This is a genomic window from Streptosporangium sp. NBC_01469, assembly GCF_036227305.1.
Classification (GTDB): Bacteria; Actinomycetota; Actinomycetes; order Streptosporangiales; family Streptosporangiaceae; genus Streptosporangium.
Genome location: NZ_CP109465.1, coordinates 7,995,688 through 8,009,641, shown reverse-complemented (window position 1 = coordinate 8,009,641; position 13,954 = coordinate 7,995,688). Strand labels below are relative to the sequence as shown.

General features: G+C 73.6%; 13 protein-coding genes and 1 tRNA gene. 12 read left to right on the top strand and 2 right to left on the bottom strand.

Annotation, left to right across the window (positions count from 1 at the left end):
* The first annotated feature begins 122 nt into the window (after positions 1-122).
* The 5 genes from nrfD (at position 123) to OG587_RS34820 (ending at position 3,842) form a co-directional block, all read left to right on the top strand.
* Entirely contained in the window at positions 123-1,226 is a 1,104-nt protein-coding gene (nrfD, locus tag OG587_RS34840) for an NrfD/PsrC family molybdoenzyme membrane anchor subunit (RefSeq protein ID WP_329082917.1), read from the top strand.
* A gap of 40 nt (positions 1,227-1,266) precedes the next feature.
* Complete coding sequence (locus OG587_RS34835; RefSeq protein WP_329082915.1) at positions 1,267-1,590, top strand: YciI family protein; 324 nt, start codon at positions 1,267-1,269, stop codon at positions 1,588-1,590.
* On the top strand, positions 1,587-2,918 hold the full coding sequence (locus tag OG587_RS34830; RefSeq protein WP_329082914.1) for an RNA polymerase sigma factor: 1,332 nt from the start codon (positions 1,587-1,589) through the stop codon (positions 2,916-2,918). The genes OG587_RS34835 and OG587_RS34830 overlap by 4 nt, the downstream gene beginning before the upstream one ends.
* A gap of 88 nt (positions 2,919-3,006) precedes the next feature.
* On the top strand, positions 3,007-3,210 hold the full coding sequence (locus OG587_RS34825; RefSeq protein WP_329082912.1) for a hypothetical protein: 204 nt from the start codon (positions 3,007-3,009) through the stop codon (positions 3,208-3,210).
* Positions 3,207-3,842: a maleylpyruvate isomerase family mycothiol-dependent enzyme gene (locus OG587_RS34820; protein ID WP_329082910.1), complete on the top strand. Its 636-nt coding sequence runs from the start codon at positions 3,207-3,209 to the stop codon at positions 3,840-3,842. Before OG587_RS34825 ends, OG587_RS34820 begins: the two co-directional genes overlap by 4 nt.
* A 212-nt stretch (positions 3,843-4,054) precedes the next feature.
* On the opposite strand, the gene selD is transcribed toward OG587_RS34820, so the two are convergent.
* The gene (gene selD / locus OG587_RS34815) at positions 4,055-5,101 is read right to left on the bottom strand and encodes a selenide, water dikinase SelD (protein ID WP_329082908.1); all 1,047 of its coding nucleotides are present in this window, start codon (positions 5,099-5,101) and stop codon (positions 4,055-4,057) included.
* Positions 5,102-5,186: 85 nt separating this feature from the next.
* Between selD and OG587_RS34810 the strand changes: the two genes are divergently transcribed.
* The 7 genes from OG587_RS34810 to OG587_RS34780 all read left to right on the top strand — a co-directional run bounded on the left by OG587_RS34810 (position 5,187) and on the right by OG587_RS34780 (position 12,713).
* Positions 5,187-5,282 (top strand) — tRNA-Sec (locus OG587_RS34810).
* A 141-nt stretch (positions 5,283-5,423) separates the two neighbouring features.
* On the top strand, positions 5,424-5,882 hold the full coding sequence (locus tag OG587_RS34805) for a helix-turn-helix transcriptional regulator (RefSeq protein WP_443075643.1): 459 nt from the start codon (positions 5,424-5,426) through the stop codon (positions 5,880-5,882).
* A 5-nt stretch (positions 5,883-5,887) separates the two neighbouring features.
* A complete protein-coding gene (locus tag OG587_RS34800; RefSeq protein WP_329082904.1) occupies positions 5,888-6,298 on the top strand; it encodes a VOC family protein in 411 nt (136 codons plus the stop codon).
* Between the two features lie 109 nt (positions 6,299-6,407).
* Positions 6,408-8,816: an excinuclease ABC subunit UvrA gene (locus tag OG587_RS34795; protein WP_329082902.1), complete on the top strand. Its 2,409-nt coding sequence runs from the start codon at positions 6,408-6,410 to the stop codon at positions 8,814-8,816.
* Between the two features lie 71 nt (positions 8,817-8,887).
* The gene (selA, locus tag OG587_RS34790) at positions 8,888-10,177 is read left to right on the top strand and encodes an L-seryl-tRNA(Sec) selenium transferase (RefSeq protein WP_329082900.1); all 1,290 of its coding nucleotides are present in this window, start codon (positions 8,888-8,890) and stop codon (positions 10,175-10,177) included.
* A 120-nt stretch (positions 10,178-10,297) separates the two neighbouring features.
* Positions 10,298-12,244 (top strand): SelB domain-containing protein, encoded by a 1,947-nt coding sequence (locus OG587_RS34785; protein WP_329082898.1) that lies wholly within the window; start codon positions 10,298-10,300, stop codon positions 12,242-12,244.
* Between the two features lie 295 nt (positions 12,245-12,539).
* Positions 12,540-12,713 (top strand): hypothetical protein, encoded by a 174-nt coding sequence (locus OG587_RS34780; protein WP_329082896.1) that lies wholly within the window; start codon positions 12,540-12,542, stop codon positions 12,711-12,713.
* Positions 12,714-12,793: 80 nt separating this feature from the next.
* Here the strand turns inward: OG587_RS34780 and OG587_RS34775 are convergent, their stop codons facing one another.
* Positions 12,794-13,945 carry an FAD-dependent oxidoreductase gene (locus OG587_RS34775; RefSeq protein WP_329082894.1) on the bottom strand — a complete coding sequence of 384 codons (1,152 nt, stop codon included), beginning with the start codon at positions 13,943-13,945 and terminating at the stop codon, positions 12,794-12,796.
* Positions 13,946-13,954: the final 9 nt, after the last annotated feature.

Here is a 13,954-nt window from a genome sequence, read left to right as displayed (position 1 = left end):
GGTGGGGAGGGGGCGGTGATGCGCTCGTACGGGTTTCCTCGCGGTCGGGGTGTTGTCGCCCGGGACGGGGAGGCAGCGGTGGCACGCCTGTTCGGGGGCCGCGTGGGCGGTCGTGGACGTCCGTGGAGAGGACGGGGGTGGTCGCGGTGAGGCGCGGCGAGGAGATGATGGTGCCCGAGGCCGAGTTCCGCTCCTACTACGGGCAGCCGATCATCAAATCCCCGATCTGGCACGAACCCCACATGCCGCTCTACCTCTACCTGGGCGGAACGTCCGGTGCCGCGTCGGTGATCTCCGCCGTGGCGACGCTCACCGGGCGAGACCGGCTCGCGCTCACCGCCAGGGTCACCGCGGCCGCCGGCGCCGCGGCCGGGGCCGGTTTCCTGGTCGCCGAGCTCGGCAGGCCGGAGCGTTTCCTCAACATGCTGCGCGTGTTCAAGCCCACCTCGCCGATGAGCGTCGGCTCCTGGCTCCTCGCGGCCCACAGCGGTCTGACGACCCTCGCGGCCGTCTCCGCCGTCGCCGTCCCGCACGGCCCGGGGATCACCGGCTTTCCACCCGCGAGGATCATGGCCTCGTCCGCCGTCCGGGCCGCGCGAACCGTCCCCGTCCCGCACGCCAAAATCGCTGTGGCTCTTCCCTGCTGGATCGCCCGGATCGCCCGGATCGCCCGGATTCTGCCTGCGGCCGGTGACGCGGCCGCCCTGGCGGCGGTGCTGACCGGGCCGCTGATGTCGACCTACACCGCCGTGCTCGTCGCCGACACCGCCGTGCCCGCCTGGCACGAGGCCCACCGTGAGCTGCCGTTCCTGTTCGCCGGGAGCGCGCTGGCGAGCGCGGGCGCCGTGGCCATGCTGGCCACTCCGCGCCGCGAGGCGGGCCCGGCCCGCGCCGCCGCCGTGCTGGGCGCCGCCGTCGAGACGGTCGCGGGCGCGGTGATGGAGCACCGGCTCGGCCTGGTCGGCGAGTCGTACCGGCTGGGCAGGTCAGGCCGTCTGATGCGGACGGCCCGCGCCCTCACGGTGGGCGGCGCCCTGCTCGCCACGGTCGCCGGGCGCGGCCGTGCCCTCGGCGCGCTGTCCGGTCTCGCCCTCACCGCCGGTGCTCTCTGCACCCGCTTCGGCGTCCTGGCCGCGGGCAGGGCCTCGGCCGCCGACCCGAAGTACACGGTGGTGCCGCAGCGGGAGCGCCTGGAGGCCGCCAAGGCCCCTGAGCTGGGGGCTTGACGGCCACTTGGCGAGACCATGACCGTCTACCATCGGGGCCATGAAGTACATGCTGCTGATCTGCGGTGACGAGACCGCGGAGGCCCATGCCATGGACGGTTGCGGCGGGTGGACCGAGGAGATGGGACGTCGCGGGGTGCTGCGGGGCGGCGCCGGGCTGCGGCCACCGGCCGACGCCACGACCGTGCGGGTACGCGACGACGCGGTCCTGCTCTCCGACGGCCCGTTCGCCGAGACCAGGGAGCAGGTGGGCGGGTTCTGCATGATCGAGTGCGCCGATCTCGACGAGGCCATCGAGATCGCCTCGAAGCACCCGGCCTCAGGTTACGGTTCGATCGAGATCCGGCCGCTCCTGCCGTCGTGACCGGGGAGGACCAGGCCGGTACGACCGACCCGAACGGTACAACTGACCCAGCCGCTACGACCGACCCGGCCGGTACGACCGGCCCGGCCGGCATGACGACGGAGGTCGAGGCGGCGGTCGCCCAGGCGTTCCGGGACGAGTGGGGTCAGGTCGTGGCGACCCTGATCCGGATCACCGCCGACTGGGACCTCGCCGAGGAGTGCGCGCAGGACGCCTTCGCGCTGGCCCTGCGGCGCTGGGCCGAGGACGGGGTTCCGCGCAGGCCCGGTGCGTGGCTCACCACGGTCGCGCGCAACCGCGCCGTGGACAGGCTGCGCCGCGAAGCGGTCGGCGCCGCCAAGCTGCGGGAGGTGGCCGCCATGTCGTACGAACCCGAGCCGGAGGACGGCGGCGGCGTGCCGGACGACCGGCTGCGGCTGATGTTCACCTGCTGCCACCCGGCGCTGGCCTTGGAGGCTCGGGTCGCGCTCACCCTGCGCACCCTGGCGGGGCTGACCACCGCGGAGATCGCCAGGGCGTTCCTGGTCGGCGAGCAGACGATGTCCAAGCGCCTGCTCCGGGCCAAGCTGAAGATCCGGCATGCCGGGATCCCGTACCGGGTGCCGCCCGAGCACCTGCTGCCGGAGCGCGTGCCCGCCGTGCTGGCCGTGCTGTACCTGCTGTTCGGCGAGGGATACTCGGCCACGGCGGGCGCCGACCTGCTGCGGCCCGACCTCAGCGCCGAGGCGATCCGGCTGGCCCGCGTCCTGACCCGGCTGATGCCCGACGAACCCGAGGCGGCGGGGCTGCTGGCGCTGATGCTGCTGCACGACGCCCGCAGCGCCACCCGGCTCGACGCGGCCGGTGACCTGGTGACCCTGGAGGAGCAGGACCGCGGCCTGTGGGACACCGCCGCGATCACCGAGGGCGAGGCGCTGCTCGGCCGCGCCCTGCGGCGCGGCCACCCGGGCCCGTACCAGGTGCAGGCCGCCATCGCCGCCTGCCACGCCACCGCGACCGACGCGGCCGGCACCGACTGGGCGCAGATCGCCGCGCTGTACGGGCAACTCGCGCGGTTCACGCCGTCTCCGGTGGTGGAGCTGAACCGGGCGGTGGCGGTGGGGATGGCCGCGGGACCGGCCGCGGGACTGGAACTGGTGGAGGCGTTGCGGGAGTCGGGGGCGCTGGCCGGATACCACCTGCTGCCCGCGACCCGGGCCGATCTGCTGCGCCGCCTGGGCCGCGCCGCGGAGGCCGAGGCCGCCTACCGCGAGGCGCTGAAGCTGGCGGCGACCGACACCGAACGCCGCTACCTCGGCCGCCGGCTCGCCGAGGTGGCCGGTTCGTAGTCCCAGGGTGTCCGTTGGCGCCAGGTTCGTTCGTCGGTAGGGCGAACACCTTCCCGGAACTCCCGGGAACCTGGAAAAGAGGACACCGATGGACATACCAAGGGACGCGGCGACTCCGCGCGACGGCATCGCCGTCGCCTCCGGCCGGCCGGGCGACGACCCGCCGACGGTCTTCGCGATCGGAGTGTTCAGCGGCCGGTCGGTCCGCCCGCCGGGAAAACCGGCGGGCGATGGGATCCGGCGGCCGGGGGAGTGGGCCGCCGGGCTCACGCGATCGGGGGAGCGGCGATGACGGGGGCCACGGAGGCCGAGGTCAGGAGGGCGATCGCCGCCGAGCGCCGCGACCTGGCGGACGTGCTCACCGGCCTGCCGGGGCGGACGTGGGACGAGCCGACCCTGTGCGCCGGATGGCGGGTACGGGAGGTCGTGGCCCACATGACGATGCCGTTCCACTACTCGGCCGCGCGCTTCATGATCGGAATGCTCAGGGCGCGGGGGAACTTCAACAGGATGGCCGACCGGAGCGCCCGGCGCGACGCGGCATCCCTGTCGTCCGGCGAACTCGCCGCGCTGCTCAGGGACAACGCGGACTACGCGTGGAAGCCGCCGGGGGGCGGGTTCGAGGGCGCGCTGACCCACGAGGTGATCCACGGCCTGGACTTCACCGTGCCCCTGGGCCTCGACCGGCGCGTCCCCGAGGACCGGCTGCGCATCGTCCTGGGGGGCTTCGAGGCGTCGAAGAGCCTCAAGTTCTTCGGGGTCGACATCCGGGGAATCGAACTGCGCGCCGACGACCTCGACTGGTCCATCGGGGACGGGACGCCGATGTACGGAGCCGCGCAGGATCTCATCCTGGTCCTGTGCGGCCGGAAGCTGCCGGAGGGGCGGTTGCGCGGCGAGCCGAGTCACCGGTTCGTCGCGTAGCGGCCACTTCGTCGCCCGGACCGGCGTGCCCGGGCCCGGACCGGCTCGGTCCGGGCTGGTCCATCCGGGCTGATCCGGGGCCTGGCTCGGGTTCGGCCTGCCCCGGCCTGCCCCGGCCGGGCCTGGCCCGGCCTGGCCCGACCCGGTCAGGCCCGGTCAGGTCTGGCTTGGGTCGGGTCGGGTCGGGTCGCGTCCGGGCCGGGCCGGGTGGGTCAGCGCAGCCGCAGGGGCGGGCCCTCGCGGGGGACGAGCTCGCCGACGACCGGTGCGCCGGGGATCTCGCCCGCCACGAGCAGGCCGCCGGAGGTCTGGGCGTCGGCGAGCAGCAGCAGGTCCTCCTCGCCGAAACGGCCCGGGTCCAGGTGCGGCACCACCCACGCCAGGTTGCGGCCGGTGCCGCCGCTGACGTAGCCGTCCCGCACGGCCTCGCGGGCCCCGGCCAGGTACGGTACGGCCGCCACGTCGACCACCGCCGTGACGCCGCTCGCCCTGGCCAGCTTGTAGAGGTGGCCGAGCAGGCCGAACCCGGTCACGTCCGTGGCGCACCCGGCGCCCGCGGCCAGCGCGGCCCGGGAGGCGTCGCGGTTCAGCGTGGTCATCGCGGCCACCGCCTGTGGGAAGACCTCGCCGGTCGCCTTGTGCCGGGTGTTGAGCACGCCGACGCCGAGCGGTTTGGTCAGGGAGATCGGCAGGCCCGCCCGGCCGCCGTCGATGCGTAGCAGCCGCCCGGGATCGGCGAGCCCGGTGACGGCCATCCCGTACTTCGGCTCGGGATCGTCGACGCTGTGCCCGCCCGCGACGTGGCAGCCCGCCGCCCGCGCCACCTCCAGGCCGCCGCGCAGCACCTCCCCGGCCAGCTCCATCGGCAGTACGTCCCGGGGCCAGCCGAGCAGGTTCACCGCCACCAGCGGCTCCCCGCCCACCGCGTACACGTCCGACAGGGCGTTGGCCGCCGCGATCCGCCCCCAGTCGCGGGGGTCGTCCACCACGGGGGTGAAGAAGTCCGCGGTGGCCACGATCGCCCGGCCGCCCTCGACGCGGACCACGGCGGCGTCGTCGCCGTCGTCCAACCCGATGACCAGCTCGCCGTTGAAGCGCGGGCGCGGCCCGTCCGCCTCCTCCAGCAGCCCCGCGACGACGGCCTCCAGCTCGCCGGGCGGGATCTTGCAGGCGCAGCCGCCCCCGTGGGCGTACCGGGTCAGCCGCACCGCGCCCGGCCCCTGAGGAGAGGCGCCCCGCTCCGCGGTGGTCTCCGCCATGCCGCATTCCCCCTGGTGGATCCGCATGCCGCCGTCCGGCATGCCGTCCCAGTGCACGTACCCGCTCGCGGGTATGTTCTCCCTCGGAGGCGTATGGGCGCCTGGTGGCCCCCGCGGTCCTCAAAATCGTCGAGGCCGAGGTTCTCGGCCTGGCGGGTTCGATTCCCGTCCGCCTCCGCCAGGTGGCGAACACCTGAGCCGGGAGCGCCGGTCCAGGCGCCGGTCCAGGCGCCGGAGCGGGCACGAAGTGGGCACGAAGTGGGCACGGAGCGGGCACGGAGTGGGACGCCGGCGGCGCTGGGAAACCCAGGCGCGACGTACTATCTCGCATGTGACGAGCAGACCCGTCCCGGCGCGGCGCCTGAGCGACCTCGCGCGGCTGCGCCGGGTCCGCGACCGGATCGACCGGGAGTACGCGCAGCCGCTGGACGTCGAGGCGCTCGCCCGCGGCGCGCACATGTCGGCCGGGCACCTCAGCCGCGAGTTCCGGCTCGCCTACGGTGAGTCACCGTACGGCTACCTGATGACGCGGCGCGTCGAGCGCGCGATGGCGCTGCTGCGTCGTGGCGACCTCAGCGTCACCGAGGTCTGTTTCGCGGTCGGCTGCTCGTCGCTGGGCACCTTCAGCACCCGCTTCACCGAGCTGGTCGGGGTGCCGCCCAGCGTCTACCGGCGCCGGGCGGCGGGCGCGACGGCGGGGATGCCGTCGTGCGTGGTGAAACAGATGACCAGACCGGTCAGGAATCGAGAAGCGCCGGTCACCGGGTCACGTCTAGCGTGACCGCCATGGACATCACCATTCACGCGAGTTTCCTTCCGCATGACGACCCGGGTGCCTCCCTGGCCTTCTACCGCGACCTCCTCGGCTTCGAGGTCCGCAACGACGTCGGATACGAGGGGATGCGCTGGATCACGGTCGGCCCCGCCGACCGGCCCGGCACGTCCATCGTCCTGCAGCCGCCGGTCGCCGACCCCGGCGTCACCGACGACGAGCGCCGCACCATCGCCGAGATGATGGCCAAGGGCACCTACGCCGGCATCGTCCTGGCCACCGCCGACCTCGACGGCATCTTCGAGCGGATGCAGGCCGGCGGCGCCGAGATCGTCCAGGAGCCGATCGAGCAGCCGTACGGCGTTCGCGACTGCGCCGTCCGCGATCCCGCGGGCAACCTGATCCGCATCCAGGAGCTGCGCTGAGCCGTCCGGCCGCCGCAGCCATGACCCGTACGGGCGGCACCGTGAAGGAGCCCGCGCACGACGCCGACGGAGACCGCGAAGGCGGTCCCGCGTAACAGATGGAGACACGATGGACACGGCGAGCACGGCGAGTACGGACACGAGGACGGGCACGCAGCCGCCCGAGCCGCACGTCGCCGACAGCCACGACCTGATCCGCGTACACGGGGCGCGCGTGAACAACCTCAAGGACGTCAGCGTCGAGATCCCGAAGCGCCGGCTGACGGTGTTCACCGGCGTCTCCGGCTCGGGCAAGAGCTCCCTGGTGTTCGGCACGATCGCCGCGGAGTCGCAGCGGATGATCAACGAGACCTACAGCGCCTTCGTGCAGGGTTTCATGCCGACGCTGGGGCGGCCGGAGGTCGACGTACTCGAAGGGCTGACGACCGCGATCATCGTCGACCAGCAGCGGATGGGCGCCGACCCCCGCTCCACGGTCGGCACGGCCACCGACGCCAACGCGATGCTGCGCATCGTCTTCAGCCGGCTCGGGCAGCCGCACATCGGCTCGCCGCAGGCCTTCTCCTTCAACGTCGCCACCGTCCGGGCGAGCGGTGCGATCACGGTCGAACGCGGTGATCGCAAGACCGAGAAGGCGACCTTCACCCGCGTCGGCGGCATGTGCACGCGCTGCGAGGGCCGGGGCGCGGTCACCGACATCGACCTCACCCAGCTCTACGACGACTCCAAGTCGCTCGCCGAGGGTGCCTTCACCATCCCCGGCTGGAAGTCGGACAGCTTCTGGACCGTGCGGGTCTACGCAGAGTCGGGCTTCGTCGACCCGAACAAGCCGATCCGCGAGTACACCCAGAAGGAGCTCCGCGACTTCCTTCACAAGGAGCCGGTCAAGGTGAAGGTCGACGGCGTCAACCTCACCTACGAGGGGCTGATCCCGAAGATCCAGAAGTCGTTCCTGTCCAAGGACCGGGAGGCGATGCAGCCGCACATCCGGGCGTTCGTGGACCGGGCGGTCACCTTCACCACCTGTCCCGAGTGCGACGGCACCCGGCTCAGCGAGGCGGCCCGCTCCTCGCGGATCGGCGGGATCAACATCGCCGACGCCTGTGCGATGCAGATCAGCGACCTGGCCGGATGGGTCCGCGACCTCGACGAGCCGTCGGTGGCGCCGCTGCTCGCCACGCTGGCGCGGACCCTCGACTCGTTCGTGGAGATCGGGCTGGGCTACCTCTCGCTCGACCGGCCGGCGGGCACGCTGTCGGGCGGCGAGGCGCAGCGCGTCAAGATGATCCGCCACCTCGGCTCCTCGCTCACCGATGTCACCTACGTCTTCGACGAGCCCACCGTCGGCCTGCACCCCCATGACATCCAGCGGATGAACAACCTGCTGCTACGGCTGCGGGACAAGGGCAACACCGTGCTCGTCGTGGAGCACAAGCCGGAGACGATCGCGATCGCCGACCACGTCGTCGACCTCGGTCCCGGCGCCGGTACGGCGGGCGGCGCCGTCTGCTTCGAGGGCACCGTCGAGGGGCTGCGGACCGGCGGTACGATCACCGGCCACCATTTCGACGACCGGGCCGCCCTCAAGAAGACGGTGCGGACGCCCACCGGCGCGCTGAAGATCCGCGGTGCGACGGCGCACAACCTGCGCGACGTCGACGTCGACATCCCGCTCGGGGTGCTCGTCGTCGTCACCGGCGTCGCCGGCTCCGGCAAGAGCTCGCTCGTGCACGGGTCGATCCCGGCCGGCGGGGGTGTGGTCTCGATCGACCAGGGCGCGATCCGCGGCTCGCGACGGAGCAACCCGGCGACGTACACCGGACTGCTCGACCCGATCCGCAAGGCGTTCGCGAAGGCCAACGGCGTGAAACCCGCGCTGTTCAGTGCCAACTCCGAGGGCGCCTGCCCCGGCTGCAACGGCGCCGGCGTCGTCTACACCGACCTGGCGATGATGGCCGGCGTCACCACCACCTGCGAGGAGTGCGAGGGGAAGCGGTTCCAGGCGTCGGTACTGGACCACCACCTCGGCGGACGCGACATCAGCGAGGTGCTCGCGATGTCGGTGACCGAGGCCGGGGAGTTCTTCGGCGCCGGAGAGGCGCGCACGCCGGCCGCACACGCCATCCTCACCCGGCTCGCCGACGTCGGGCTCGGCTACCTCAGCCTCGGCCAGCCGCTCACCACGCTGTCCGGTGGCGAGCGGCAGCGGCTCAAGCTGGCCACCCATATGTCAGAGAAGGGCGGCGTCTACGTCCTCGACGAGCCGACCGCCGGCCTCCACCTCGCCGACGTCGAGCAACTGCTCGGCCTGCTCGACCGGCTCGTCGACTCCGGCAAGTCGGTCATCGTCGTCGAGCACCACCAGGCGGTCATGGCGCACGCCGACTGGATCATCGACCTCGGGCCCGGCGCCGGTCACGACGGCGGCCGGATCGTCTTCGAGGGCACCCCCGCCGACCTCGTCGCCGCCCGCTCCACCCTCACCGGCGAGCACCTCGCGGCCTACGTCGGCACCTGACCCGCCTGACCTGGCCGGGGTCCTCGGCCAGGCGGATTCGATTCCGGTCCGTCTCCGCCTATGTTCGGAGAGTGGACCCACGCAGGCTCGTGCCGCGCACCGACGCCGTCCTCGCCGACCCGCGGCTGGTCGCGGCGGCGGGGCGGCTCGGGCGGACGGTCGTCAAGGACGCCGTGGTGCGGGCACAGCGGCGTGCGCGGCAGGGCGGGCTCGATCCCGGGGAGGTCGCGGACGCGGCCGTGGCGGCGCTCCCGCCGTACCCGGCGAGCCTGCGGCCGGTGATCAACATGACCGGGGTGCTGGTCCACACCAACCTGGGCCGCGCGCCGCTGTCGGCCGCGGCGGTGGAGGCCACGGCCGCCGCGGCGGGCTACGCCGACGTGGAGTTCGATCTGGCCACCGGAGCCCGCGCCCGCCGGGGACGGGGCACGATGGCCGCGCTCGCGCGGGCCGTGCCCGCCGCGGGAGACGTGCACGTGGTCAACAACAACGCCGCCGCGCTCGTGCTCGTGGCCACCGCGCTCGCCGCCGGGCGGGAGATCGTGATCAGCCGAGGCGAGCTGGTGGAGATCGGCGACGGGTTCCGCATCCCCGACCTGCTCGTCTCCACCGGCGCCAGGCTGCGCGAGGTGGGCACCACCAACCGCACCTCGTACGCCGACTACCGGGCGGCCGTGGGGACGGAGACGGGGTGCGTCCTCAAGATCCACCCGTCGAACTTCCTGATCGAGGGCTTCACCGGCTCGGTCGAGGTCGCCGAGCTGTCCGCGCTCGGCGTGCCCGTGGTGGCCGACATCGGCTCCGGCCTGCTCGCGCGGGAGCCGCTGCTGCCCGGCGAGCCCGACGCGGCGAGCGCCCTGGCGGCCGGGGCCGACCTGGTCACCGCCAGTGGCGACAAGTTGCTCGGCGGCCCGCAGGCCGGTCTGCTGCTGGGCCGCCGCGACCTGGTCGAGCGGTGCAGGAGACACCCGCTGGCCCGCGCGCTCCGGGTGGACAAGCTGGCACTGGCCGCGCTGGAGGCCACCCTGCGCGGCCCCGCCACCCCCGTCCATCAGGCCCTGCATGCCGATGTCGGACTGCTCGGCGAGCGCGCCGCCGCGCTCGCGGGCAGGCTGGCCGAGGCCGGGGTCGACGCGAGGGCCGTGCCGGGGGAGGCGGCGGTGGGCGGCGGCGGGGCGCCGGGCGTGACGCTGCCGAGCGCCGCGATCAGCCTGCCCGAGCGGTTCGCCGTGCCGCTGCGGACCGGGGAGCCTCCGGTCGTCGGCCGCGTGGAGGGCGGCCGTCTGCTGCTCGACCTGCGTGCCGTGCCCGCCGACCGGGACGACGACGTGCTGCGGGCCGTCCTCGGGGTGGGGGGTTGACGTGCGCGGTGCGGACGGTGGCCGGGGTGGCCGGTCGCCGCGTGGTGTGAACGGTGGCGGGGGTGGCCGGTCGCCGCGTGGTGCGGACGGTCGCCCGGACGGCCGGCTGACGCGTGTGACGTGGGTCGGCGGCTGATGCACGTCGTCGCCACGGCGGGCCATGTCGATCACGGTAAGTCCACCCTGGTGCGGGCGCTCACCGGGATGGAGCCCGACCGGCTGGCCGAGGAGCGGCGGCGGGGGCTGACGATCGAGCTCGGTTACGCCTGGACGGAGCTGCCCTCGGGGGAGCGGCTGGCCTTCGTCGACGTACCCGGCCACGAGCGTTTTCTCGCCACCATGCTGGCCGGGGTCGGCCCCGCGCCCGCCGTCGTGTTCGTGGTGGCGGCCGACGAGGGCTGGATGCCGCAGTCCGAGGAGCACCTGGTGGCGCTGGAGACCCTGGGGGTGCGGCACGGCCTGCTCGTGGTGACCCGCGCCGACCTCGCCGACCCCGCGCCGGCCGTGCAGCGGGCGCGGGCCCGCCTGGCGGCGGGCGGCCTGGGCGGGGCCGAGGCGCTGGCCGTGAGCGGGCGCACCGGGCAGGGCCTCGACGAGCTGCGGCGGGCCCTGGACCGGCTGGTGGCCGGGCTGCCCGTACCCGATCCCGGGGCGCCGGTGCGACTGTGGATCGACCGGGCGTTCACCGTACGCGGCAGTGGCACGGTCGTGACCGGGACCCTGCCCGCGGGCACGATCACCGCCGGGGACGAGCTGGATCTCGACGGCGTGCCCGCGCGGGTACGGGCGCTGGAGTGCCTGAAGGAGCCGGTGACCTCGGTGACCGGCGTGGCCAGGGTCGCGCTCAACCTGCGCGGCCAGGGCGCCCCCGGGCGTGGCCTGGCCCTGGTCACCCCGGGCGGGTGGACCTACACCGACCTGGTCGACGTGCGCCTGAGCCCGTCAGGAGCCGGAGGCGGCGACCCGTGGCAGGCCGGCGGGCCCGGTGCGGACGGGGACGAAGGCGGTGACCCGTGGCGGCCCGGCGGCTCCGGAGGCGGCGGGCCGGAGCGGCCGGGGGGATCCCGGGAGCGGAACCCCCTGCCGTCCGGCGGTGTGGGGCGCGCCGGGGACTGGGACGCCGGTGATCTTCCGGGGCGGCTGACCGCGCACATCGGCTCCGCGGCGGTGGTGTGCGCGCTGCGGCCGCTCGGCGGGCGGATCGCCCGGCTACGCCTGGCCGGGCGGCTCCCCCTGCACGCGGGCGATGTGCTGCTGCTGCGCGATCCCGGGCGCGACCGGGGTGAGGTGCGGGTTCTCGCGCGGGCGAGCGTGCTCGACCCGCGCCCGCCGGGACTGCGCCGCCGGGGTGCGGCGCGGGAGCGGGCGGCCGAGCTGGCGACGGCCCCGCCGGACGCGGCCTCCCTGCTCAGGACCCACCTGCTGCTGCGTACCGGTGACCTGGTCGCCATGGGATGTGTCCCGGGAAGGCCGGTGTGCGGTGACTGGCACGCCGATCCCGCGCACTGGTCGCGGCTGGGGGAGCGCCTCCCCGAGGCGGTGCGGCGCCACGCCTCGGCGCGTCCGCTGGAGCCCGGCATGCCGGTGGAGGCGGCCCGTCACGAGCTCGCCCTGCCCGAGCGGCGGCTGGTCGTGGCGCTCGTGCGCCCTCCGCTCGCCCTCGACGCCGGGCGGATCGTGAGCGGCCCCGCCGACCGTGCGGTGCTGCCCGCGCCGGTCGTCCGGGCCGTCGAGCGACTCGGTGCCGAGCTGTCCGCGCGCCCCTTCCTGGCGCCGGAGGCGGGCAGGCTGGCCGAGCTGGGGCTGGGGCCCCGCGAGCTGGCGGCCGCCGTCCGGGCGGGGACGCTGCTCCGGGTGGCCGACGGGATCGTGCTGCTGCCCGGCGCGGATGTCCTGGCCGGCCGGGTGCTCGCCCGGCTGCCGCAGCCGTTCACGGTCAGCCAGGCCAGGCGGGCCCTCGGCACCAGCCGCAGGGTCGCGGTGCCGCTCCTGGAACACCTCGACCGCAGGGGGCTCACCGAGCGGGTCGACGAGATCCACCGCCGCTGCCGGCCTCCCGCCGGATAGCGATTCCCGGCATCGCACCGGTCGCCGGGCCCGGCGGGCTGAGGTCTTCCGGGCCGACACCAACCAAATCCCAATGGGCCGTCTCGACCGAGTTTCTCGTCGGCCGGGAGGGGCGAGCCGGGATGGCTACTTCTCAGGCCAACTGCTGGGTTCGTCTTATCACGACAGCAAGCGGGAGCATTTCTCATCCTGAAGCCGCAGCTCATGGCAGGTGAACCGGTGAGCCCAGCGATCATCAGGATCCTGGCCCGAGCTGACCTCAAGCAGTTCAGCACCTACTCGCGATGCTGGAGTCATGACCGACCCCAAACACGTGGACCTAGACCCCCAGACCCTGTTCCATCGGCTCCGAGGTGCGGCGATGGCCTTCGACCAGCGGCTGAACGCCGGTCTCGACGAGAAGGACGTCACGGTCTTCGACCAGGTTCTCGACCGGTTGTCGAAGGACGCTGCGACTGGAGGAAGGTGAGTACCGCCAGCACGCGGCGACCTCACCGACCCTGGACTGTGGGGTCTGGTAGGAACGGGACGGTGAGCCCGGGTTGGTGTTCAGCCCTTGATGTAGCGGCGCGCCATGTAGCGGCGCGCCGGGCCCAGGGATGCCAGGCGCAGGGGCACCTGGCTCAGCCACAGGACGAAGGGGTTGGCGGGGGCGTAGACGCCCTTGACCCGGCGGCCCAGCTTCTGTTTCTTCTCCACTTCCGGGCGGAGCCCGGCCTCCCATTGGGCCAGGGCCGCGTGGATGTCGCCCGGGTTGCTCTCCAGTGCGGTGCCCAGCAGGTCGGCGCCGCCGACGGCGAGCGAGGAGCCGTATCCGGCGAACAGCGTGACGCACCAGGCGGCGTCGCCGAGCAGCACCACCCGGCCACGGCTCCACGTGTCAACCACCATCTGGCTGATCGTGTCGAAGTAGATGGAATCCGCCGTCTGCAGGCCCGCCAGAACCTCGGGCACCACCCAGCCCATGTCGCCGTAGATGCGGGGCAGCGCCTTGTGCGGGCCGTCGGCCAGTGTGCCGGCGCTGCGATCGGTGCGGTAGCCGAAGAAGGCGACATTCCTGCCGTCTGCGACGCTGATGACGGCAACGGTGCGGCCGCCCGCGGAAAGGGTGCCGGTGGTTCCCTCCGCGATGGCAGCCGGCCGCTTTTTGAGCATGTAGACGGCGACCATGTGGTCAAGATCGAGGCGATAGTCCTCTTCGGGGCCGAAGGCCAGCGCGCGCGTGGCCGAATGCAGGCCGTCGGCGCCAATGAGCAGATCGGCGTGTTCGATCGTGCCATCGCTGAGGGTGACATGCACCGCCCGCTCGTCCTGGTCGACGGCATCGATGGTGGTGGCAAAACGGATCTCGGCCGTGTCGCGGACCGCCTCGTACAAGACGGTCTCCACATCGCCGCGCAGGATGTTCATCGACCGGTTGCCCATGGTGGCCGCGATGGTTTCGCGGGTCAGGGAGAAGCTCCGCTCCCCGTTGGCCTTGTGATACACCAGCTCTTTGGTGATGAAGGCCTTGTCCTTGAGCGCGGGCAGGATGCCCATCCGCTCGGCGGCGTCGTAGCCGATGCCGCCGAAGGCAACCCCGTAACCACCGCCGCGACGCTGGGGCGCACGCTCGATGATGAGACTTTCCCAGCCGATCTGGCGCAGCCGCAGAGCGGCGGCCAGGCCGGCGATGCCTGCTCCGATGATGATGACGCGCATGAGGCTCCT

Coding starts and splice junctions, on each gene's coding strand:
- OG587_RS34780 (WP_329082896.1), top strand. CDS start 12,540: ATGACCGACCCCAAACACGTGGACCTAGACCCCCAGACCCTGTTCCAT.
- OG587_RS34835 (WP_329082915.1), top strand. CDS start 1,267: ATGAAGTACATGCTGCTGATCTGCGGTGACGAGACCGCGGAGGCCCAT.
- OG587_RS34800 (WP_329082904.1), top strand. CDS start 5,888: ATGGACATCACCATTCACGCGAGTTTCCTTCCGCATGACGACCCGGGT.
- OG587_RS34825 (WP_329082912.1), top strand. CDS start 3,007: ATGGACATACCAAGGGACGCGGCGACTCCGCGCGACGGCATCGCCGTC.
- OG587_RS34775 (WP_329082894.1), bottom strand. CDS start 13,945: ATGCGCGTCATCATCATCGGAGCAGGCATCGCCGGCCTGGCCGCCGCT.
- OG587_RS34795 (WP_329082902.1), top strand. CDS start 6,408: ATGGACACGGCGAGCACGGCGAGTACGGACACGAGGACGGGCACGCAG.
- OG587_RS34820 (WP_329082910.1), top strand. CDS start 3,207: ATGACGGGGGCCACGGAGGCCGAGGTCAGGAGGGCGATCGCCGCCGAG.
- selD (WP_329082908.1), bottom strand. CDS start 5,101: ATGGCGGAGACCACCGCGGAGCGGGGCGCCTCTCCTCAGGGGCCGGGC.